Genomic DNA, 20,834 nt, shown 5'->3' with positions numbered 1-20,834 from the left:
TTAGAGAGTAAATAAATGATCAACTTATATACATGGGCAACGCCGAATGGTCGAAAAATCTCCATCCTGCTGGAGGAGTTAGGACTCGACTATGCAGTGAGCCCGGTTGATCTGGGCAAGCTGGAACAGTTTTCTGCCCATTTCAGCGCGATTTCGCATAATAACAAGATTCCGGCCATCATCGATACTGAACCAGATCGCGACCCGGTCGTGATTTTTGAGAGCGGCGCTATTCTGACTTATCTGGCGGAGAAAAGCGGCCAGTTTCTGGCACCTCATGGACAGGCACGCTATAGCGCTATGGAATGGTTGCACTGGCAAACCAGCGCGCTGGGGCCAATGTTAGGACAGCTTGGTTTTTTCGCAGTGAGAAGCCAGGAGAAATCACCATTAGCCATTGCGCGATTTACCGAAGAAGTGGAGAGATTGTTCACGGTGATGGAGAAGCAGTTAACAAGCAATGCTTATCTGGCAGGTGAAAAGTATTCAATCGCTGATATTGCCTGCTACCCTTGGGTACAAGCGGCTACGGTCTATTTCAAAGAAGCTTTAAATGGCTCGTTTGACACTAAACCAGCGTTGCAACGCTGGTTAAAAACAGTGGGCGAACGCCCTGCGGTTAAGCGAGGCATGGTGGTGCCAACACTTTAAGCCATGTGGACAACAACCTTTGAATACTCGACCAGTGCAACACCAATTACTTTGCAGGTGTTTGGCAAAGGCGATGCTAAACGCAAACAACCCGTCCTGATTTATTTTCATGGCGGGTTGTTTAACTGCGGCAGTATTGAAACCGCTTATGACATCGCCCATGCGCTCTCTGAGCACATGGTGGTAGTGTGTGTCGCCTATCCCTTGGCGCCGGCCATGCAGTTTCCTGACACCATAGAAGTCGCCTACGCAGCGCTGGCGTGGGTAAGTGCGCACGCGAAAACAATAGGCGCGGATACCAAAAGGATCTTTGTTGCCGGGGAGCAAGCGGGAGGCAATCTGGCAGCAGTCGTCGCCATGCTGTTTCGCGACCGCGGATTAACTTGCCGTAATCAATGCAGCCTGCAAGGACAAATATTGATCAACCCCATGCTGGATGCGCTACAAACGTCAAAATCACTGGCAGCTGTGGCAGATAGCCCCTGTCGCCGGGCGTGGGCGGATTATACGCAGGTGGCCAGCAATGCCTTGCATCCGTATGTGTCGCCGGTCAACTCCTGTCGACTGGCCGGACTGGTACCCGCCATGATCATCAACAGTGACACCAACCCGCTCAGGGATGAAGCTGAAACCTATGCCACAAAACTGGTGCTCGCTGGCGTGCCAGTGCAAGTACAAAGACTGGAGGATAATACTTTGAACTTAAGTAACAGCCAGCATCCTGCTTTTCACACACTCTGCCAGTTAATCAGGCAGTTTATCGGGCCGACCGCATAAATTAGCTGCTGGCTCAGCGGTAATTCATCCTGTCGAGCGCCAGGGCCTGCCCTTTATCCGTCGTAGATGTCATAGAAAGTGCTAGCAAGGCCGCCTAGCGCACGAATAGGCTGCTGCCCACCCCAAGGTATGTCCTGGAGAGTATTTTAAGCGCAGGTGCGCCGAGAATCATATCAGCCTGTAATCCTGCAACGCTAAAAATCAAACGAATGGCAGAATAATAAAAAAGCGCCTGAGGGCGCTTTTTTATTACAGGTGAAAACGAATTTCCTTAGACATCCAGTGAGCTGACGCTAAGCGCATTGCTTTCGATAAACGCACGGCGTGGCTCCACGTTGTCGCCCATCAGTGTAGTGAAGATTTCATCAGCACCGATAGCATCTTCAATTTGCACTTTGAGCAGGCGGCGTACGGTTGGGTCCATGGTGGTTTCCCACAATTGTTCCGGGTTCATCTCGCCCAAGCCTTTGTAACGCTGAATATTCAGGTTATGTTTGGCTTCGCCCAGCAACCAGTCCAGCGCTTGTTTGAAGGTGCTGACTTTTTGCTCTTTCTCACCGCGCTTGATCAATGCGCCCTCACCTAACAGGTTGTTGACCATGTTTGAGGTACGGTTGATCTGGCGGAAATCGCCACTGTTCAGGAACTCGGCATCGATCACGCAGCTTTGCAGGTTACCGTGCACGTATTTGTTTACTTCCAGGCGATAAGCACTGGTTTCAGTATCTTGCGCCACAATGACTTCTGAACCAACCGCACCCAGGATAGGGCGCAATTTTTCAGCTGCAGTATTGGCTGCAGATTCTGTGCTCAAATCCAGGTCGCCTAAATCCTGAATCGCGCGCAACACGCTTTCATCGTAAAGGTTGGCGATACGGCGAATCACGGCTTCTGTCAGTACCATTTGTTTGGCGATACTGGTCAGGGCGTCATCTTTCAGAATGTCGCCACCGTCTTTGGTCACCAGCACGGCATCACGCAGGGCTGAGTTAAGCAGGTATTCATCCAGCTCATGCTCATCCTTGAGGTAACGCTCGTCTCGGCCTTGTTTGACTTTGTACAACGGTGGTTGCGCAATGTAGATATGGCCGTTTTCAACCAGCTCAGGCATTTGACGATAGAAGAAAGTCAGCAGCAGGGTACGAATGTGCGCACCATCCACGTCAGCATCGGTCATGATGATGATGCGGTGATAGCGCAATTTTTCCAGGTTGAAGTCATCTTTACCGATGCCCGTGCCCATGGCAGTAATCAGCGTGGCGATTTCCTGTGAGCCCAGCAGTTTGTCAAAACGCGCTTTTTCTACGTTAAGAATCTTACCTTTGAGCGGCAGAATCGCCTGGAACTTACGGTCACGCCCTTGTTTGGCTGAACCACCCGCAGAGTCACCCTCGACCAGGTAGAGTTCGCTCAAGGCTGGATTTTTTTCCTGGCAATCAGCCAGCTTGCCTGGCAGGCCCATAGTATCCATCACACCTTTACGGCGAGTAATTTCACGCGCCTTACGCGCCGCTTCACGCGCACGCGCTGCTTCTACAATCTTGCCGCAAACAATTTTGGCATCGACCGGGTTTTCTTCCAGGAACTCTGCCAGTTTGGCTGCCACAATCTCAGACACCACTGGCTGCACTTCGCTGGACACCAGTTTGTCTTTGGTTTGTGATGAGAATTTAGGATCTGGCACTTTGACTGACAGCACGCAAGTAATGCCTTCGCGCATATCGTCACCGGTGGTTTCGACTTTGGCTTTTTTAGCGAATTCGTTTTGTTCGATATATTGATTCAGCGTGCGCGTCATCGCGGTACGCAAACCCGTCAAATGGGTACCGCCATCGCGTTGCGGAATGTTGTTGGTAAAACACTGTACGGTTTCAGAGTAGCTATCGTTCCATTGCATCGCCACTTCAACCGTCATATTGTCTTTTTCGCTGATGGCATAAAACACTTTTGGGTGCAGCACTGTTTTAGTACGGTTCATGTACTCCACAAAGCCTTTGATACCGCCACTGAAAGCGAAGTTTTCAGATTTGCCTGTGCGTTGGTCGATCAACTCGATCTTCACGCCATTGTTCAGAAAAGACAGTTCACGGATACGCTTGGCCAGAATTTCAAAGTGATATTCAACCAGGGTAAATGTTTCAACCGATGCCAGAAAATGGACTTCAGTGCCCTTCTTTTCAGTGGTACCGGTGATGGCTAACGGCGCTTGTGCCACACCACGATGAAACTCCATCTGATGCACTTGGCCCTTGCGGTAAATTTTCAGTCTCAGCCAGTCAGACAAAGCGTTCACCACAGACACACCCACACCGTGCAAACCGCCAGACACTTTGTAAGAGTTCTGGTCAAACTTGCCGCCCGCATGCAACTCTGTCATCACAATTTCAGCGGCCGAGCGTTTAGGCTCGTGTTTATCATCGTCTTTAATATCGGTTGGAATACCACGACCGTTATCAGAAATACTGATGGAATTATCCGGATGGATAATCACTTTAATATCGTCACAGTGGCCTGCCAGTGCTTCGTCAATCGCATTATCGAGCACTTCGAATACCATATGGTGCAAACCGGAACCATCTGACGTGTCACCAATGTACATGCCTGGACGTTTACGTACGGCGTCCAAACCTTCCAAAATCTTGATACTGTCTGAGTTATATTCTTGTGGCTGTGCCATAACAAAAGTTTCTTTAATTGAGATTTAAAAGTCACTGCAACGTGTTTCACGTGAAACACGGGTGCAGGCATTATATGCGCATTGGCATCACAACGTATTTATAGTTGCTATCGCTGGCAGCTGTAATCAGGCAACTACTGTTGGCGTCGGCAAAAGCAAACTCAATTTGCTCATCCCCCAGGTTATTCAGCACATCAATCAGATAAGTGACATTAAAGCCAATATCCAGCGCTACCTGACTGTAATCAATTTCCAGTTCTTCTTCCGCTTCTTCTTGCTCGGTGTTGGTGCTAATCAGCTTGAGCAGGCCTTGCGTGATGACCATGCGAATACTGCGGTATTTTTCGTTAGACAAAATCGAAGCACGTTGCAAGGCACTCAAAATCGCCACGCGGTTCACCATAAAGGTATTTTGATGGCCGGTTGGGATCACGCGGTTGTAATCGGGGAACTTGCCGTCAATCACTTTGCTGATCAGTTGAATATCACCAAACTCAAAACTGACCTGGCCATTGAGTAAATCAATGACGACTGGTGCTTCAGATTGTTCATCCAGTAACTTGGTCAGCTCCAGCACGGTTTTACGCGGCAAGATAACTTCCGTTTTTTCAAAACTTTGATCCAGCGTGGTGTTGGTATAGCTCAAACGATGGCCATCAGTGCCCACAACATGCAACTGGTTGCCATTCACTTCGAGCAACAAACCATTGAGGTAATAACGGATATCTTGCTGGGCCATGGCAAACTCAACCTGTTTCAACAGGCGCTTAAGCTCTGACTGCGCCAGGCTGAAACTGATGTTCTGGCCGCTGGCTTTACTCATCAAAGGATAATCAGCCGCTGGCAAAGTTTGCAAGTTAAAACGGCTCTTGCCTGCCTTCAGCGTAATGCGGTTGTCCTGGTTGTTCATTTCAATAGACGAGCTATCTGGCAATGAGCGACAAATATCCAGCAATTTTTTTGCAGAGATGGTGGTACTCAATTCACCTTCTACCCCGCCATTGACTCTCAGCGAAATCTGCATTTCCAGATCCGTGGCTGTCAGATGCATTTCTTGCTGCTTGATGTTCACCAGCAGATTAGAAAGGATAGGCAGTGTATGTCTGCGCTCTACGATGCCAGTGACACTATTGAGGGGTTTAAGCAGTACCTCACGGTTTATTTTGATTTGCATGGCCTGACCTGATTAATAACTTTATTTCAATATATAAAAGATAAGACTAATAGTAATGTACGACTTTTTTGTGGGTAACTCTAAAAATTAATTTAATTCAAAGACTTACAAACATTTTAGCTTGTGTATAAATTGCGTTTTAAACATGCATTATTTGTGGCTGATATTGTAAACTGATTTTATCCTGTCTATACGCAATATTTAAACACACGTCATTCTCAACTTATCCACAGCTTATCTTGTTAAAATTTTTTTCCCTAATCACGAATGACTTGCGTTAGCAAACCAATATCGCGCGCTAACGTTTGGTCATTTAAGCGTAATTGTTCAATTTCTTCACAGGCATGCATCACGGTGGTGTGGTGACGTCCGCCAAAAGCTTCACCGATTTCCGGGAAACTGTGATTGGTCAGTTCACGTGCCAGTGACATCGCGACCTGACGTGGTCTGGCGACATTCCGTGAACGTTTTTTACTAAACATGTCGCTGACTTTAATCTTATAGTAGTCAGCGACTGTTTTCTGGATGTTTTCAATGGTGATCTGGCGTCCACGCACAGCAATCAGGTCGCGTAAGGCATCTTTAGCCAGATGCACATCAATGGCATGGCCGGTGAAATTGGCCATGGCAATAATACGGTTTAGCGCACCTTCAAGCTCACGCACGCTGGAGCGAATCTGCTTGGCGACGAAGAACGCCACATCTTCATGCAGGTTGATTTTGAGGTTTTCAGCTTTTTTGCGCAAAATTGCGACGCGCATTTCCAGTTCCGGCGGTTCAACTGCTACAGTCAGGCCCCAGCTAAAACGCGTACGCAGGCGCTCATCCATGTCTACGATCTCTTTGGGATACGTATCGCAAGTGATGACGATTTGTTTTTTCTCTTCGATTAAAGAGTTAAAGGCGTAGAAAAACTCTTCTTGTGTACGGGTTTTTTTGGCAAAGAACTGAATATCATCAATCAATAATAAGTCGAGCGAATGATATTGCTGCTTGAACTCGTCAAAGGCCTTGTTTTCGTAAGCTTTCACCACGTCAGACACATAACGCTCAGCGTGCAGGTAGCGTATATTGGCTTCTGGCTTGGCTTTTTTCAGCTCATTGCCAATCGCCTGCAACAAATGGGTTTTGCCCAAGCCCACACCACCATAAATAAACAAGGGGTTATACGCCTGGCCAGGATTGCCTGCTACTTGAATGGCTGCAGCACGTGCCAATTGGTTGGCGCGGCCGGTGACATAGTTATCAAACAGGAAGCTGTCATTGAGGCCACTGCTTTTCTCTGACTTGAGATGTTTGGCCGGGGCGCGGTTGCTCACCGGTTTTTTATCAATGACTCTGGCTGTGTGTTGTTGTGTGGCCGCTGCAACCACCGCTTCTACTGGTGATTGCGCAGATGGCGTAGTTTTTATTGGCGCCGCGCTAGGTGCGGGCGCGGCCTGCTCAGACGTATCTACGATGAGTTCAACGACTGCGCTGGGGGATAATTCGGTCGCAATGGTGGCAATGCGGGTGAAAAACTTGCTTTTTACCCACTGCATGACAAATTTATTAGGCGCGACAATCTGCACCGCCTCGCCATTGACGCGTGCTTTCAGGGGTTTAATCCAGGTATTGTATTGTTGTGCCGAAAGTTCTTTTTCGAACTTGAGCAAACAATAGGCCCAAAAATTTTCCATTGCTCCAGTGCTTTTTAAAAGTGTCAGCAAAAAGTCAGCCTGTTTCCGTGTTTCAGGCGCTGTTTGCGTTTATTCGTTATAATTGCCGGGAAGAGTGGCAGAAGACGTGGTCTTGATGGTGATTGTCACCTTGACCTGTTGCAGACATTCTAAACGTTTTAACCTGAGTTATCCACAGCCACGACCTATAAAAAAATAAAAAAAATCATTGACATAAGGTCGCGATTTGCTGTTTAATTAAGGGTTTTTGAAATCGGCAAATATTCACTGTTAAATCAGCGTTGCCGGATTACAGTTTAATTGCCAATTTGGCAGGAGTTTAATAATGAAACGTACCTATCAACCATCCAAAACCCGTCGTGCACGTACCCATGGCTTTCTGGTACGCATGAAAACCAAAGGTGGCCGTGCAGTGATTGCTGCTCGTCGCGCTAAAGGTCGTAAACGTCTGGGTCTGTAATCCCTGACGATGCATTGCTTGAAACTCAATGCATGACATTGTACAAGCTAAAAAAAACGGATGAATTTTCATCCGTTTTTAGTTTCAGGAAACGGTTTTATGGTGAGTGGCTGTTTGCCAACATCATGCCTAACCAGCAAGACCATCATCGCTACGGTTTGGTCGTGTCGAAAAAAGTCGCCAAACTGGCGGTTAAGCGTAACTATATGAAGCGTGTCTTGCGCGAGTTATTACGCGCACAAACCTCTCCAGTAGCTAGTGGTTTTGATGTGGTGCTGCAAGTGCGCAAAGGTTTTCAACACGAAGATTTTCCGGCCATACAACGTGATTTGTCACAATTGCTGGCTAGACTGAAAAAAACTGCACCTGTTTCCTAATGACGCTGATGAAAACGATACTGATTACATTAGTAAAATGTTACCAGTGGGGGTTAAGCCCCTGGCTGGGGCGTCAGTGTCGTTTTCATCCAACCTGTTCACACTACGCCATTGAGGCGCTGCAACGCTATGGTGCCTGGCATGGTAGCCTGTTGGCCTTGCGCCGCATTGGTCGCTGTCATCCGTGGCATCCGGGTGGTGTGGATCCCCTTCCCTGACTTGTAAATACGAAACCTTATGGATACTCGCCGTTTAATTCTGTTCGTGATCTTTTCCTTCTCCATTATGTTGCTATGGGACGCCTGGCAGCAGCAGCACGCACCTGCGCCAGTTGCCCAGCAAGAGGCAGTGCAAACCTCGCCTGCTGACAAACCACAGGAAAATGGTTTTAAACTCAGCCAGGGTGCACGCATTGCTGTGAAAACAGACCGTTATGCGGCAGTGATTGATACGGTTGGTGGCGATTTGCGTCAGCTGTCCTTGCTGGAGCATAAGGCCGATGACAACTCCGGCCCTTATGAGCTCATGAGTGATGCCAGTGCAGATAAGCTGTATGTGGCACAAACCGGTTTAAAAGGGGATGGTTTACCTACGCATTATGTAACATTTACGGCGGCTGAGACCAATTACAGCCTGCAAGAAGGCCAGGACACATTGGAAGTGCGTTTAACTGCGCCAGAAACCAATGGTGTGGCTGTGGATAAGGTGTATCGCTTTCACCGTGGTCAATACCTGATCGATGTGCAGTATGAAATCAAAAACAACAGCGATAAAGCGATTTCGCCTTCTGTGTATTACCAGATTATTCATGATAACGAGTCTAACCAAGGCTCTAAAATGATGCCGACGTTCACTGGCGGCGCTTACTTTACTGAGGCAGACAAATACAATAAGGTCAAATTTGATGAAATGGCCAAGAAGGATGTGTCGATTAATGCTAAAGATGGCTGGGTTGGTTTAGTACAACATTATTTCGTCAGCGCCTGGGTGCCGCAATCCACCGCTGAGCGCAAGTTCTACACGACCAAGCTGAGTGAGCATGATTTCTCTATCGGTACTATTTTGCCTGTCGGTGAAATTGCAGCCGGTAGCAGTAAAACGGTAGATGCGAAACTGTTCAGTGGCCCACAAGCCCAGGATGACCTGGCTGCTGCTGCGCCTGGTCTGGAGTATGTGGTGGATTACGGTATTCTGACCGTGATTGCCAAACCTCTGATGTGGTTGTTGACCCATATTCACGAACTGGTGAAAAACTGGGGCATTGCCATCATTGTACTGACCATTCTGATCAAGGCCGCATTCTTTAAACTGTCTGCTTCTGGCTATCGCAATATGGCGCATCTACGTGAAATGGCGCCTAAGATGCAGTCTCTCAAAGACAAATTTGGCGATGACAAGCAAAAGTTGCAACAAGCCATGATGGAAATGTACCGTACCGAGAAAATCAACCCGATGGGTGGTTGCTTGCCTATTTTGGTACAGATTCCGGTATTCATCTCACTGTATTGGGTGTTGCTGGGTTCAGTTGAGTTGCGCCATGCGCCTTTCTTTGGCTGGATTCAGGACTTGTCAGCGACCGATCCCTACTTTGTATTGCCAGTGCTGATGGGTGCGACCATGATTATTCAAACCTTTTTGAATCCGCCGCCAACGGATCCGATTCAAGCCAAGGTAATGAAAATCATGCCAGTCGCATTTAGTATTTTCTTCTTCTTCTTCCCGGCTGGCCTGGTGTTGTATTGGTTGGTGAACAATATTCTGTCTATCTGGCAGCAATGGGCGATCAACCGCATGATTCATGCTGAAGCTGTGGCAAAAAAAGGGCATGGTAAATAATCAGATCGCCTTAAGCACTGACACCGTTGCCGCCATTGCAACGGCGCCTGGTGCAGGTGGTATTGGTGTGGTGCGGGTATCTGGGCCATTGGCAGCAGATATCGCCACACAAATCCTCGGCCACTGCCCTGCCCCACGGCATGCGGCTTACCTGCCTTTCTTGCAAGCCGATGCTACGTTGATTGACCGTGGTATCGCCATTTACTTCCCTAATCCACACTCTTATACCGGCGAAGATGTGCTTGAGCTGCAAGCGCATGGCGGAACTGCGCTAATGCAAATATTGCTGGCACGCTGCATAGAATGCGGCGCCCGTCATGCACAAGCTGGTGAGTTTACCCAACGTGCTTATTTAAACGACAAGCTCGACCTCGCACAAGCAGAGGCTGTTGCTGACCTGATTAATGCGGCAACGGTAGAAGCTGCACGCAGTGCTGTACGTTCTCTCTCGGGCGAGTTTTCACAAGCCATACAGACCTTGTTGCAACAACTGGTCGATTTACGCATGTATGTTGAAGCTTGCCTGGATTTTCCTGAAGAAGAGATTGATTTCATCACCCAGGGCCGGGTGCTAGAGAAGTTAAAAGCGAACCAGGCCGCCTTGCAACATATCTTTCACCAAGCCAAGCAAGGCGTCTTGTTGCGCGAAGGCATTAACGTCGTACTCATTGGCCAGCCTAATGTAGGTAAGTCCAGTTTATTGAACGCCTTGTCTGGTGAAGAGGTGGCGATTGTGACGCCGATTGCCGGGACCACGCGCGATACCATTAAAAGTGTCATCCAGATTGAGGGAGTGCCCTTACATGTGATTGATACTGCTGGCTTGCGTGAGACGGAAGATACGGTGGAACAAGTGGGTATTGCCCGCACCTGGAAGGCGATTGAAACCGCGCATGTCGCTTTATTGTTGGTGGATAGCCAACATGGTATAGGTGATCAGGAAAAGGCTATTTTGCACAAATTGCCAGCAGAAGTGAAAAAAGTCTGGGTGCATAACAAGATAGATGTTTCACGTGAAACATCGCGCATTGAAAAACGTGAAAATGAGCAGCACGTGTTTTTATCGGCCAAGACAGGTGATGGTATTGCCAGCCTGCAAAAAACGCTGCTAGAGATTGTGGGTTATCAGCCTGGTGGAGAAGGTGTGTTTATGGCCAGGGCGCGTCATTTGCAAGCACTTGCAGAAGTTGAGCAGCATTTAGACCTAGCAATGTTACAAATGCATGCGGCTGAATTGGTCGCAGAAGAGTTGCGTTGTGCACAAGAAGCGCTAGGGTCGATTACCGGTGAATTCACACCGGATGATTTGTTAGGTGAGATTTTTAGTCGATTTTGTATCGGCAAATAAAAACCCGCATTAGCGGGTTTTTTTTCGAGGGAATGGCGTATTGCGTTGATCAAACCGTTCATCAATACTACACACCCGTTTACAACCGGTGATCATGGCCCAGATCAGGTTGTCGTGATGAATAAAGCTTTCAAAAATCACGCCTAATACATGCACCACCACCACTGCCAGCCAAGTCCAGGTTGCATAGTGGTGCAGCACCTGCGCCATATCGTCATCAATAAAGCCCCAGCCGCTGTTATACACAATGCAACCAGAGCCTACGGCAACAATTCCTAAACCCAGCATGGCATAAATAGCAATTGAGCCAGTGGGGTTGTGGCCAATATAGTGCCTGGCAGTGCCTTTGAGTAATTTAAACAGGTATTTCACAGCCCAGACCGGATTTAATGGAAAGCTGTGAAAATTGGCGTAACCCGTGGCAATCAGGCCCCAGATAATGCGTGCAACGATTAATGTACCGGCGACATAGCCCGCGTAAGCATGGTGTAGCCGATCCCACATGGAGGCGTGGGTATAAAAAGCATACCCGAACGCCGCCACTAGAGACCAGTGGAAGATCCTGATGAAAGGATCCCAGACATACCGTAGCATTTGAATTATTTGCTAGGTTTGGTTTCTGTTAACAGATAAGCAATAAAGTTGGCTTTTTCTGAAGGAGAGCAATCAGCACCCAGAATGTCGTTGCAGTGTTTGGTGAACTCTTCTTCTACTTTATCAAGGTCAGTAAAACGTTTGGTGTTCACACGTGGTGCCAACGGTGGGATCTCTTTGTTGGTCACAATGTTTTTGCCGACGTTAGCTGGATTGTTGGTGTGGCATGAGGCACATGCTGCTTCTTTACCGCTAGGGGTTTTGAATTTGCGGTTAAAGAAAATTTTACCGTCTGTAATAGAAGGTGCTTCGTACATTGAGTTGGCGGAGTGTGCGATGTTGGTGTACTTGTATACCAGTTTTTCGGCATTAGTCACATCAGCCATGGCGTGTACAGAAAACAAGACCCCGAATGTAGCAATAATTGTTTTGATTTTCATGGTAAGAGCTCCTTGGTTGTTTTGAAAAAATTCTATTCTTTTTATGTTAAGTAAATATGGCCTGCTTGTAATTGATTTGTATTAAACCGTAATAACTTTGTATTAAAGCATGGAACAAGTGTATCAAAGCAGCGAATTAAATGACCATTTGATTAGTTTACGCTAAAATCACAATTCTTTTTAAATCAAACAGTTCAAGATTATTTATGATGGACTTTCCTGATCGATTCGATGTCATTGTGGTGGGTGGCGGCCATGCCGGTACCGAGGCTGCGCTGGCGGCTGCCCGTATGGGGCAGAAAACGCTGTTGTTGAGCCATAACATTGAAACATTGGGACAAATGTCCTGTAACCCTTCTATTGGCGGTATCGGCAAGGGCCACCTGGTGAAAGAGGTAGATGCGCTTGGTGGTGCCATGGCAGCCGCGACGGATGAAGGTGGCATACAGTTTCGTATCTTGAACTCAAGCAAGGGTCCGGCGGTGCGTGCCACGCGCGCGCAGGCAGACCGTATTCTTTATAAAGCAGCGATTCGGCACCGCCTGGAAAATCAGCCTAATTTATGGCTGTTCCAGCAGGCGGTCGATGACATTATTCTCGAGGGCGATCGGGCTGCAGGTGTTGTCACGCAAATTGGCCTGCGTTTTTACGCAAAGTCGGTTGTGTTGACGGCCGGTACGTTTTTGGGTGGTTTGGTGCATGTTGGCCTGCAAAATTACAGCGCCGGTCGCGCCGGAGATCCGCCAGCCATCTCACTCGCCGCGCGCTTGCGTGAAATTGGCCTCCCGGCCGGTCGCCTGAAAACCGGCACCCCACCCCGTATTGATGGTCGCTCGATTGATTATAGTGTCATGACCGAACAACCTGGTGATACGCCGGTGCCGGTGTTTTCTTTCCTGGGGAATGCCGCACAGCACCCGCAACAACTGCCTTGCTGGATTACGCACACCAACCAACAGACACATGACATTATCCGTAGTGGCTTGGACCGTTCTCCGATGTACACGGGGGTGATTGAAGGTGTGGGGCCACGCTATTGCCCTTCTGTGGAAGATAAGATTCATCGTTTTGCGGATAAGGAATCACACCAGGTGTTTCTGGAGCCTGAGGGGCTAACCACACACGAAATTTATCCAAACGGTATTTCTACCAGCTTGCCATTTGATATTCAGTTGGCACTGGTGCGATCTATTCGTGGTTTGGAAGGTGCGCATATCTTGCGCCCCGGATACGCTATTGAATATGACTATTATGACCCGCGAGGCTTGAAGTCGACTCTTGAAACCAAAACTGTTCGCGGCCTGTTTTTCGCCGGTCAAATCAATGGCACGACTGGTTATGAGGAGGCGGCAGCCCAGGGTTTATTAGCGGGTGCAAATGCGGCGTTATTTTCACAAGACAAAGAGGGTTGGTGCCCTTCCCGTGAGCAAGCCTATTTAGGTGTGTTGGTGGACGACCTGATTACCACCGGTGTAAATGAGCCTTACCGTATGTTTACTAGTCGTGCTGAATACCGTTTGCAATTGCGCGAAGATAATGCGGACATGCGCTTGACAGAAAAAGGTCGCGAGCTCGGTTTGGTAGATGATGTGCGTTGGGAAGCATTCTGTAAGAAGCAGGAAGCGGTTACACGTGAACAAGCCAGGTTGAAGCGTACATTTTTGCAGCCGGATAACGGTCAACCTGCAGGCCAAAATAAAATTGTTTCACGTGAAACACAGGTAGCCGTTTTTGGTAAGCCTCTGGAGCATGAGTATTCATTGTTCGAATTATTACGTCGTCCAGAAATTGCTTATCAATCGCTGTTGGATTTGGTGCCAGCACCAGAAGTGCTCGCTGAAGATGTGTTGGAACAAGTTGAAATTGCTGCCAAGTACCAAGGCTATATTGACAGGCAGAACGAAGAGATTGCCCGTCAGAAAAATAGCGAGAATATTAAATTGGGTGATGCTATCGATTACAATGACGTGCATGGCCTGAGTAACGAGGCGCGTCAAAAGTTGCTGGCACAAAAGCCGGAAACGATTGGACAGGCGGGCCGCATACAAGGTATTACGCCAGCGACAATCTCCTTGTTGCTGGTCTATCTGAAGCGTAAACATAAAAAGCAAAGCCAGTCGGGCGATATTGCAGCAGCATGATAAGTGATTTGTTGCCGCAATTAGCCGCCGGGGTGGAGGCACTTGGTTTACAATCTGTTGTGACGGCGGAAAAGCAGGCGCAGTGTCTGGCTTATTTGGCTTTGCTGCAAAAATGGAACAAGGTGTATAACCTGACCGCGGTGCGTGATCCGCAAGAAATGCTGGTTTTGCATTTGCTGGATAGTTTGAGTGTGCTGCCTTATATTCAGCCTGGAAATTTGCTGGATGTGGGCAGTGGTGGTGGTTTGCCTGGTTTGGTCGTTGCGATCACGCGGCCAGATGTGCAGGTGACGACCATAGATACGGTGCAAAAAAAAGCGATCTTCATGCGTCAGGTAAAAGCCGAATTGGGCTTATCGAATGCACAGGTGGTACATGGTCGTGTGGAGGCTTTTCAACCACCCTCGCCTTTTACGCAGATTATCTCGCGTGCTTTTTCCGATATTGCTTTGTTTAAGCAGTTGACGACGCATTTGATGGCGCCGCATGGCCGTTGGTTGGCGATGAAGGGGGTAGTGCCAACCGATGAAATGCAACAGGCTGCGGTGTTACCTAAAGAAGTCATTCGTTTGCAGGTGCCAAACCTGCAGGCAGAACGGCATTTAATTGTGTTTGAGAATACATAATGAAAATAATCGCAATCACCAACCAAAAGGGTGGTGTTGGTAAAACAACCACCTGCGTCAATCTTTCTGCGAGCTTGGCAGAGCATGGCAAAAAAGTATTGTTGGTTGATCTGGATCCACAAGGTAATGCCAGTACGGGGAGTGGTATTGACAAGACGCACTTGAAAGACAGTATTTACCAGGTGCTGATTGGCAATAAAACCATGCAAGAGGTGGTGATCCACGCCGAAGCTGCCAAATTTGATGTTGCTCCCTCTAACCGTGACCTGGCAGGGGCTGAAGTTGAGTTGGTGAATGAGATGGCTCGCGAAACGCGTTTAAAAAACGCCATCCTTAAATTGGGTGATGATGCCTACGATTATGTCCTGCTAGACTGCCCGCCTTCGCTGAACCTGGTGACTGTGAATGCCTTAACCGCCGCGCATTCGGTGATGATTCCCATGCAGTGTGAATACTATGCGCTTGAGGGTTTGTCAGACCTGGTCAATACCGTCAAGAAAGTGCGTGCTCACTTAAACCCTGTGCTTGAGATAGAGGGCTTGTTGCGCACCATGTTTGATAATCGCAATATGCTGGCACAGCAAGTGTCGGCGCAACTGGTCAGTCATTTCGGCAAAAAAGTGTACCAAACCATTGTGCCGAGAAATGTGCGGCTGGCCGAGGCGCCAAGTTATGGTATGCCAGTGTTGCTGTATGATCGCTCCTCCAAAGGGGCGCAAGCCTATCTGGAGCTGGCGCAGGAAATCATCCAAAAACAGTAGCAATAAAAATCACAATTTTTACAGACAGATTAAAGGAAGTAGCAGCATGGTAAAGCCCAAAGGACTTGGACGCGGACTCGACGCATTGTTATCAGGCGACACGGAAACGATTGCCCAGTCAGATACCTTGCGCACCCTGCCCGTTGGTCAGTTGCAACCGGGTAAATATCAGCCTCGCTCATACATGAATGAGGAGGCGCTGCAAACGCTGGCTGACTCGATCGCGGCACAAGGCATTATGCAGCCTATTCTGGTGCGTGAAATTGCCGCAGACAAGTTTGAGATTATTGCAGGTGAACGTCGTTGGCGCGCTTCGCAAAAAGCCGGTCTGACAGAAGTGCCGGTGTTGGTGCGTGAGATTGCTGACGAAGCTGCGCTGGCAATGGCGTTGATTGAAAACATCCAGCGTGAAGACCTGAATCCGTTGGAAGAAGCTATGGGTATCAAACGTTTGATTGATGAGTTTGATATGACGCATGAAAAAGCCGCTGCAGCCGTTGGCCGCTCACGTGTGGCGGTCTCTAATTTGTTGCGCCTGCTCACGTTGACGCCAATGGTGCAAGACATGCTGCTGGATAATCAAATCGATATGGGCCATGCCAGGGCGCTGGTCGGCAGTGAGCCGGCACAGCAAATTCTGTTGGCCAATAAAGTGGTGCAGGATGGCTTGTCTGTGCGTGAAGTGGAGCGTCTGATTCAATCTGAGCCCGCCACAGGTAAAAAGGCCAAGCAAGCGGTGCATCCCGATGTCGCTTCCTTGCAAAATCAACTCAGCGAGCAATTGGGTGCCGAGGTTGCGATTAGCAGTAAAGCAAGCGGCGCTGGTGTATTAAAGCTGAGCTTTTCAAACCTCGATCAACTGGACGATTGGATAGCGAAACTGACCGATAATCGCCTGAAATCGTAAGTTAAATCGCGTATAAGCCATCCGAAAGCAGATTTTTCCCAAACATTCAGACAGTTAAGTCCTGTTTGGTGCTTGACTTCGGCGAGTGAATAATTCAAAATCTCGCGTCTTTGTAGTATTTTGCCTTGAATTTTAGCGGTCTAACCCCATGAGTGGTCAACAAAACACTGCGGCTGGCATGTCGCTCTATAGCAATGTGCTGCGCTGGCAGCTCATGGCGACGGCGGCTGTCACGTTGATTGCCTATGCTGTGGGTGGTTTAACGGCTGCATTATCTGCATTAATGGGTGGTTTTTCTGTGGTCATCGGTGCATGGTTTGCAGCGAGAATTGCAGAAAAAGGTCGTTCAAAAACAGACCCCACGGCAGTGTTGCTAAATTTACTCAAGGCAGAAGCAGTAAAAATATTGATCATCGCGATTATCCTGTTTGTGGTTTTCAAGCTGTACCAGGCATTGGTGCCCTTTGCACTGATTGCTGGTTTGGCGGCCGCGGCGCTGTTTTCTGGCGCAGCACTGGCAAAATCACAAGTGGATGTGTAGACACGTTAATTTAAAAATAGTTTGAAGATATGACAACTGAACACGCACAAAACGTAGAACTCACCCCTTCTGAATATATCGCGCACCATTTGAGCTTTAATGCTCAGGGCGTTAACGGCAATACTGCCTCTGAAGGCTTCTGGGTGTTGCACTACGACACCTTGTTGACCTCTGTTGTTCTGGGTTTGCTGGTCATGGGTTTGATCTGGTGGGTGGCACGCGGTGCAACCGCTGGCGTGCCGAGCAAGCGTCAGGCCTTTGTTGAGTTGGTGTTTGGTTTTGTCGATGATCAAGTCAAAAACATTTTCCACGGCGACCGCCATTCATTTATTGCCCCAACAGCCCTGACCGTCTTTATCTGGGTGCTGGCAATGAACTCCATGGATTTCCTGCCGGTCGACTGGGTGGCTGGTATCGTGTCATTCTTCGGCGGCGAACACGCAAAATGGCGTATCGTCCCTACTTCTGATATCAATACTACCTTTGCTTTAGCATTGGCTGTCTGGTTCCTGATGATTTTCTTCTCCATCAAGGCTAAAGGCCTGGGTGGCTGGATCCACGAACTATTCTGTGCACCATTCGGCAGCAATCCGCTGGTATGGCCTGCCAACTTCCTGTTCAACCTGATTGAATACGTTTCAAAACCACTTTCTCACTCATTGCGTCTGTTCGGTAACATGTACGCCGGTGAAATCATCTTCTTGCTGTTGGGTATGTGGGCTGCCACAGGCCTGAGCGGAACCGTGTTTGGTGCCATTCTGGGAGCTGGCTGGTCTATCTTCCACATCCTGATTGTGGCATTGCAAGCGTTTATTTTCATGATGCTGACTGTGGTCTACCTGGCCATGGCGCATGAGTCACACTAGTTTTTAACTTTGTAGTTGTTTTTAATTCTTTATAAGAGAGGGTATTAAATGGAAGCATTAGCATTGATTCAAGCCTACACAGGCGTTGGTATCGGTTTGATCATTGGTTTGGGTGCCGCTGGCGCTTGTATCGGTATTGGTATCATGTGTGCAAGTTTCCTGGAAGGCGCTGCTCGCCAACCAGAAATGATCCCAGCCCTGCAAGGTAAAGTATTCCTGCTGTTGGGTCTGATCGACGCTTCTTTCATTATTGGTGTTGGTCTGGCAATGATGTTTGCATTTGCAAACCCATTGTTGAGCGTTGTTGCCAAGTAATTTTTACTCGGTAAATACCGCCCGGTAGGGTTTAAGTGTGACTTAAACCTTTCAACCAATCAGTATGATGGATCCAAAATGAATATTAATTTCACACTCATCGCGCAAGCTATCGCATTTGCAGTGTTGATCTGGTTCACGGTGAAATTCGTTTGGCCGCCGCTGTTAACAGCGATCGAAGCGCGCCAAAAGGAGATCGCAGATGGTTTGGCTGCTGCCCAGGAAGGCAAAAGTGCCCTGGAAGTGGCTGCCAAAAAATCTGAAACCACACTGAACGAGGCCAAACAAAAGGCAACTGAGATCATTGGGCAAGCCGAAAAACGCGCCGCTCAAATCATTGATGAAGCTAAGGGTAATGCCAAAGCTGAAGGTGATCGCATTATTGCCGGTGCCAAAGCTGAAATCGATCAGGAAGTGAACCGTGCCAAAGAAGGTTTGCGCGCACAGGTTTCCACATTGGCCGTAGCCGGTGCTGAAAAAATCCTGCGTAAAGAGATTGACGCTAAAGCACACAGCGAAATGTTGGCTAAACTCGCTGCGGAACTTTAAGGTAAAAGGGATAAAACATGGCTGAACTCTCAACCATTGCAAGGCCTTATGCTGTTGCAGCTTACAAGCTCGGCAAAGAAAAAAAGGCATTAGCAACATGGTCTGAAATGTTGGCATTGGCCGCGGCAGTCGCAGCAAATGACCAAATGAAAACCCTGATTGATGACCCTAAACTGAATGCCGCTGATGTTGAAGCCGCATTTCTCAAGGTTTGTGGCGACAATCTTAACGAGCATGGTCAGAATTTGATCAAGACCTTGGTTGAATATGGCCGTTTATCCTTATTGCCTGCCATTGCTGAAGCTTTTGAGGCTTTGAAAGCGCAAGATGAAGGCACCTTGGACGCACAAATCATTGCCGCTGCCAAAATCACGGCAACGCAAACTAAAGATTTGGTAAAACGTCTGGAAGCCAAGTTCGGCAAGAAAATTGAAGCAAGCGTTTCCGTAGATCCGGAAATCATCGGCGGCATCAAAATTATTGTTGGCGACACCGTTATCGACGCGTCTGTCCAAGGTCAGTTACAAAATTTAGCCTATACGCTCACAGCATAAGGCATAGGAGAATTAAATGCAGTTATCTACATCAGAGATTAGCGAGCTCATTAAGAGCCGTTTGGAAAACTTCTCTACTTCTGCGGAAGCCCGTACTCAGGGTACCGTGATTTCCGTAACAGACGGCATTGTGCGTATCCATGGCCTGTCTAACGTGATGTCCGGCGAGATGATTGAGTTTCCAGGCAACACTTTCGGTTTGGCATTGAACCTGGAGCGTGACTCCGTAGGTGCCGTGGTATTGGGTGATTACGAGCACATTACAGAAGGCGATACCTGTAAATGTACCGGCCGTATTCTGGAAGTGCCAGTGGGTCCGGAACTGATTGGTCGCGTAGTGAACGCGCTGGGTCAGCCTATTGATGGCAAAGGTCCAGTTAACGCCAAACTGACTGACAAAATTGAAAAAATTGCGCCAGGCGTGATTGCACGTAAATCTGTGTCACAACCAGTGCAAACTGGCCTGAAGTCTATCGACTCCATGGTACCAGTTGGCCGTGGCCAACGTGAATTGATCATTGGTGACCGTCAGACTGGTAAAACAGCTGTTGCCGTTGATGCGATCATCAACCAAAAAGGTCAGAACATGACTTGTATCTACGTTGCGGTTGGCCAAAAGGCTTCAACCATTGCCAACGTGGTACGTAAACTGGAAGAGCACGGCGCGATGGCTTACACCATTATCGTTGCGGCTTCTGCTTCTGACTCTGCTGCCCTGCAATTCCTGGCACCTTATGCCGGTTGTACCATGGGTGAATACTTCCGTGACCGTGGCCAAGATGCATTGATCGTTTACGATGACTTGTCCAAACAAGCGGTTGCTTACCGTCAGATTTCCCTGTTGCTGCGCCGCCCACCAGGCCGCGAAGCTTACCCAGGTGACGTGTTCTACATCCACTCACGTTTGTTGGAGCGTGCTGCTCGTGTGAACGAAGAGTATGTTGAGAAATTCACCAACGGTGAAGTTAAAGGTAAAACAGGTTCATTGACTGCATTGCCAGTGATTGAAACTCAAGCCGGTGACGTGTCTGCATTCGTTCCAACCAACGTGATTTCGATTACCGATGGTCAGATTTTCCTGGAAACTGACTTGTTTAACGCGGGTGTTCGTCCTGCGATCAACGCCGGTATTTCTGTGTCTCGCGTGGGTGGTGCTGCACAAACTAAAATCATCAAAAAAATGGGCGGTGGTGTACGTCTGGCTTTGGCGCAATATCGTGAACTGGCTGCGTTTGCGCAGTTTGCTTCCGACTTGGACGAAGCTACCCGTAAACAACTGGACCGCGGTCGTATGTTTACCGAGTTGATGAAACAGGCACAATACGCGCCATTGAACGTGGCAAACATGGGCGTAAGCTTGTTTGCAGCGAACAAAGGTTTCTTTGATGACGTGCCAACCAATAAGGTATTGGCATTTGAAAATGCATTGCATGGTTTCCTGAACTCCAAGTACAAGAACATCATTGATGCTATCGAGTCCAGCAAAGATCTGAGCGGTGATAACGAGAAAGCATTGGAAGCTGCGATTCAAGATTTCAAAGCAACCAACGCTTATTAATCT

General features: G+C 48.3%; 22 protein-coding genes. 17 read left to right on the top strand and 5 right to left on the bottom strand.

Features of this window, described 5'->3' with window-relative positions; translation table 11 throughout:
• The first annotated feature begins 15 nt into the window (after window positions 1-15).
• Both MET42_RS0100840 and MET42_RS0100835 read left to right on the top strand, forming a co-directional pair.
• Window positions 16-651 carry a glutathione binding-like protein gene (locus MET42_RS0100840; protein WP_019880782.1) on the top strand — a complete coding sequence of 212 codons (636 nt, stop codon included), beginning with the start codon at window positions 16-18 and terminating at the stop codon, window positions 649-651.
• Between the two features lie 3 nt (window positions 652-654).
• Window positions 655-1,428 carry an alpha/beta hydrolase gene (locus MET42_RS0100835; protein ID WP_019880781.1) on the top strand — a complete coding sequence of 258 codons (774 nt, stop codon included), beginning with the start codon at window positions 655-657 and terminating at the stop codon, window positions 1,426-1,428.
• A gap of 271 nt (window positions 1,429-1,699) precedes the next feature.
• Here the strand turns inward: MET42_RS0100835 and gyrB are convergent, their stop codons facing one another.
• The 3 genes from gyrB to dnaA all read right to left on the bottom strand — a co-directional run bounded on the left by gyrB (window position 1,700) and on the right by dnaA (window position 6,958).
• Window positions 1,700-4,105: a DNA topoisomerase (ATP-hydrolyzing) subunit B gene (gene gyrB, locus MET42_RS0100830; RefSeq protein WP_019880780.1), complete on the bottom strand. Its 2,406-nt coding sequence runs from the start codon at window positions 4,103-4,105 to the stop codon at window positions 1,700-1,702.
• 70 nt (window positions 4,106-4,175) lie between these two features.
• On the bottom strand, window positions 4,176-5,279 hold the full coding sequence (dnaN, locus tag MET42_RS0100825) for a DNA polymerase III subunit beta (protein ID WP_019880779.1): 1,104 nt from the start codon (window positions 5,277-5,279) through the stop codon (window positions 4,176-4,178).
• Window positions 5,280-5,536: 257 nt separating this feature from the next.
• On the bottom strand, window positions 5,537-6,958 hold the full coding sequence (gene dnaA, locus MET42_RS0100820; protein WP_019880778.1) for a chromosomal replication initiator protein DnaA: 1,422 nt from the start codon (window positions 6,956-6,958) through the stop codon (window positions 5,537-5,539).
• A 325-nt stretch (window positions 6,959-7,283) separates the two neighbouring features.
• On the opposite strand from dnaA, the gene rpmH reads away from it, so the two are divergent.
• From rpmH to mnmE, 5 genes are read left to right on the top strand one after another with little or no spacing between them, the layout of a single operon-like run.
• Window positions 7,284-7,418 carry a 50S ribosomal protein L34 gene (rpmH, locus tag MET42_RS0100815; protein ID WP_018987191.1) on the top strand — a complete coding sequence of 45 codons (135 nt, stop codon included), beginning with the start codon at window positions 7,284-7,286 and terminating at the stop codon, window positions 7,416-7,418.
• A 32-nt stretch (window positions 7,419-7,450) separates the two neighbouring features.
• The gene (gene rnpA, locus MET42_RS0100810) at window positions 7,451-7,795 is read left to right on the top strand and encodes a ribonuclease P protein component (RefSeq protein WP_019880777.1); all 345 of its coding nucleotides are present in this window, start codon (window positions 7,451-7,453) and stop codon (window positions 7,793-7,795) included.
• Window positions 7,795-8,013 carry a membrane protein insertion efficiency factor YidD gene (yidD, locus tag MET42_RS14505; protein ID WP_081624271.1) on the top strand — a complete coding sequence of 73 codons (219 nt, stop codon included), beginning with the start codon at window positions 7,795-7,797 and terminating at the stop codon, window positions 8,011-8,013. The genes rnpA and yidD overlap by 1 nt, the downstream gene beginning before the upstream one ends.
• A 19-nt stretch (window positions 8,014-8,032) precedes the next feature.
• A complete protein-coding gene (gene yidC, locus MET42_RS0100800) occupies window positions 8,033-9,631 on the top strand; it encodes a membrane protein insertase YidC (RefSeq protein ID WP_019880776.1) in 1,599 nt (532 codons plus the stop codon).
• A complete protein-coding gene (gene mnmE, locus MET42_RS0100795; protein WP_019880775.1) occupies window positions 9,594-10,979 on the top strand; it encodes a tRNA uridine-5-carboxymethylaminomethyl(34) synthesis GTPase MnmE in 1,386 nt (461 codons plus the stop codon). Before yidC ends, mnmE begins: the two co-directional genes overlap by 38 nt.
• A gap of 9 nt (window positions 10,980-10,988) precedes the next feature.
• Here mnmE and MET42_RS0100790 read toward each other — a convergent pair whose 3' ends face one another.
• On the bottom strand, window positions 10,989-11,573 hold the full coding sequence (locus MET42_RS0100790) for a cytochrome b/b6 domain-containing protein (RefSeq protein ID WP_029512278.1): 585 nt from the start codon (window positions 11,571-11,573) through the stop codon (window positions 10,989-10,991).
• A 5-nt stretch (window positions 11,574-11,578) separates the two neighbouring features.
• Complete coding sequence (gene cycA / locus MET42_RS0100785) at window positions 11,579-12,013, bottom strand: cytochrome c'' (protein ID WP_019880773.1); 435 nt, start codon at window positions 12,011-12,013, stop codon at window positions 11,579-11,581.
• 209 nt (window positions 12,014-12,222) lie between these two features.
• Here cycA and mnmG point away from each other — a divergent pair, with 209 nt between their 5' ends.
• The 10 genes from mnmG (at window position 12,223) to atpA (ending at window position 20,831) form a co-directional block, all read left to right on the top strand.
• Entirely contained in the window at window positions 12,223-14,154 is a 1,932-nt protein-coding gene (gene mnmG / locus MET42_RS0100780) for a tRNA uridine-5-carboxymethylaminomethyl(34) synthesis enzyme MnmG (protein ID WP_029512277.1), read from the top strand.
• On the top strand, window positions 14,151-14,780 hold the full coding sequence (gene rsmG, locus MET42_RS0100775) for a 16S rRNA (guanine(527)-N(7))-methyltransferase RsmG (protein WP_019880771.1): 630 nt from the start codon (window positions 14,151-14,153) through the stop codon (window positions 14,778-14,780). Before mnmG ends, rsmG begins: the two co-directional genes overlap by 4 nt.
• Complete coding sequence (locus tag MET42_RS0100770; RefSeq protein WP_019880770.1) at window positions 14,780-15,541, top strand: ParA family protein; 762 nt, start codon at window positions 14,780-14,782, stop codon at window positions 15,539-15,541. The genes rsmG and MET42_RS0100770 overlap by 1 nt, the downstream gene beginning before the upstream one ends.
• 46 nt (window positions 15,542-15,587) lie before the next feature.
• A complete protein-coding gene (locus MET42_RS0100765; RefSeq protein WP_019880768.1) occupies window positions 15,588-16,448 on the top strand; it encodes a ParB/RepB/Spo0J family partition protein in 861 nt (286 codons plus the stop codon).
• A 148-nt stretch (window positions 16,449-16,596) separates the two neighbouring features.
• On the top strand, window positions 16,597-16,989 hold the full coding sequence (locus MET42_RS0100760; protein WP_019880767.1) for an ATP synthase subunit I: 393 nt from the start codon (window positions 16,597-16,599) through the stop codon (window positions 16,987-16,989).
• A 29-nt stretch (window positions 16,990-17,018) separates the two neighbouring features.
• Window positions 17,019-17,855, top strand: a complete 837-nt coding sequence (gene atpB / locus MET42_RS0100755) for a F0F1 ATP synthase subunit A (protein ID WP_019880766.1) — start codon at window positions 17,019-17,021, stop codon at window positions 17,853-17,855.
• A gap of 48 nt (window positions 17,856-17,903) precedes the next feature.
• Entirely contained in the window at window positions 17,904-18,170 is a 267-nt protein-coding gene (atpE, locus tag MET42_RS0100750; protein WP_018987204.1) for a F0F1 ATP synthase subunit C, read from the top strand.
• A gap of 78 nt (window positions 18,171-18,248) precedes the next feature.
• Window positions 18,249-18,719 carry a F0F1 ATP synthase subunit B gene (locus tag MET42_RS0100745; protein ID WP_019880765.1) on the top strand — a complete coding sequence of 157 codons (471 nt, stop codon included), beginning with the start codon at window positions 18,249-18,251 and terminating at the stop codon, window positions 18,717-18,719.
• A gap of 17 nt (window positions 18,720-18,736) precedes the next feature.
• Complete coding sequence (locus tag MET42_RS0100740) at window positions 18,737-19,273, top strand: F0F1 ATP synthase subunit delta (protein ID WP_019880764.1); 537 nt, start codon at window positions 18,737-18,739, stop codon at window positions 19,271-19,273.
• A 16-nt stretch (window positions 19,274-19,289) separates the two neighbouring features.
• Window positions 19,290-20,831, top strand: coding sequence for a F0F1 ATP synthase subunit alpha (gene atpA, locus MET42_RS0100735; RefSeq protein ID WP_019880763.1), 1,542 nt, complete (start codon window positions 19,290-19,292; stop codon window positions 20,829-20,831).
• The last annotated feature ends 3 nt before the right edge of the window (window positions 20,832-20,834 follow it).

Source organism: Methylophilus sp. 42 (assembly GCF_000384155.1).
In the GTDB taxonomy this organism is placed as follows: domain Bacteria; phylum Pseudomonadota; class Gammaproteobacteria; order Burkholderiales; family Methylophilaceae; genus Methylophilus.
The sequence above is the reverse complement of the archived record's forward strand: the minus strand, read 5'-3'. Positions and strand labels throughout refer to the sequence as shown.

What these genes read in the sequence shown, in the direction of transcription:
- MET42_RS0100840 (WP_019880782.1), top strand. Translation starts at nt 16, where the DNA reads ATGATCAACTTATATACATGGGCAACGCCGAATGGTCGAAAAATCTCC.
- MET42_RS0100835 (WP_019880781.1), top strand. Translation starts at nt 655, where the DNA reads ATGTGGACAACAACCTTTGAATACTCGACCAGTGCAACACCAATTACT.
- gyrB (WP_019880780.1), bottom strand. Translation starts at nt 4,105, where the DNA reads ATGGCACAGCCACAAGAATATAACTCAGACAGTATCAAGATTTTGGAA.
- dnaN (WP_019880779.1), bottom strand. Translation starts at nt 5,279, where the DNA reads ATGCAAATCAAAATAAACCGTGAGGTACTGCTTAAACCCCTCAATAGT.
- dnaA (WP_019880778.1), bottom strand. Translation starts at nt 6,958, where the DNA reads ATGGAAAATTTTTGGGCCTATTGTTTGCTCAAGTTCGAAAAAGAACTT.
- rpmH (WP_018987191.1), top strand. Translation starts at nt 7,284, where the DNA reads ATGAAACGTACCTATCAACCATCCAAAACCCGTCGTGCACGTACCCAT.
- rnpA (WP_019880777.1), top strand. Translation starts at nt 7,451, where the DNA reads ATGACATTGTACAAGCTAAAAAAAACGGATGAATTTTCATCCGTTTTT.
- yidD (WP_081624271.1), top strand. Translation starts at nt 7,795, where the DNA reads ATGACGCTGATGAAAACGATACTGATTACATTAGTAAAATGTTACCAG.
- yidC (WP_019880776.1), top strand. Translation starts at nt 8,033, where the DNA reads ATGGATACTCGCCGTTTAATTCTGTTCGTGATCTTTTCCTTCTCCATT.
- mnmE (WP_019880775.1), top strand. Translation starts at nt 9,594, where the DNA reads ATGCTGAAGCTGTGGCAAAAAAAGGGCATGGTAAATAATCAGATCGCC.
- MET42_RS0100790 (WP_029512278.1), bottom strand. Translation starts at nt 11,573, where the DNA reads ATGCTACGGTATGTCTGGGATCCTTTCATCAGGATCTTCCACTGGTCT.
- cycA (WP_019880773.1), bottom strand. Translation starts at nt 12,013, where the DNA reads ATGAAAATCAAAACAATTATTGCTACATTCGGGGTCTTGTTTTCTGTA.
- mnmG (WP_029512277.1), top strand. Translation starts at nt 12,223, where the DNA reads ATGGACTTTCCTGATCGATTCGATGTCATTGTGGTGGGTGGCGGCCAT.
- rsmG (WP_019880771.1), top strand. Translation starts at nt 14,151, where the DNA reads ATGATAAGTGATTTGTTGCCGCAATTAGCCGCCGGGGTGGAGGCACTT.
- MET42_RS0100770 (WP_019880770.1), top strand. Translation starts at nt 14,780, where the DNA reads ATGAAAATAATCGCAATCACCAACCAAAAGGGTGGTGTTGGTAAAACA.
- MET42_RS0100765 (WP_019880768.1), top strand. Translation starts at nt 15,588, where the DNA reads ATGGTAAAGCCCAAAGGACTTGGACGCGGACTCGACGCATTGTTATCA.
- MET42_RS0100760 (WP_019880767.1), top strand. Translation starts at nt 16,597, where the DNA reads ATGAGTGGTCAACAAAACACTGCGGCTGGCATGTCGCTCTATAGCAAT.
- atpB (WP_019880766.1), top strand. Translation starts at nt 17,019, where the DNA reads ATGACAACTGAACACGCACAAAACGTAGAACTCACCCCTTCTGAATAT.
- atpE (WP_018987204.1), top strand. Translation starts at nt 17,904, where the DNA reads ATGGAAGCATTAGCATTGATTCAAGCCTACACAGGCGTTGGTATCGGT.
- MET42_RS0100745 (WP_019880765.1), top strand. Translation starts at nt 18,249, where the DNA reads ATGAATATTAATTTCACACTCATCGCGCAAGCTATCGCATTTGCAGTG.
- MET42_RS0100740 (WP_019880764.1), top strand. Translation starts at nt 18,737, where the DNA reads ATGGCTGAACTCTCAACCATTGCAAGGCCTTATGCTGTTGCAGCTTAC.
- atpA (WP_019880763.1), top strand. Translation starts at nt 19,290, where the DNA reads ATGCAGTTATCTACATCAGAGATTAGCGAGCTCATTAAGAGCCGTTTG.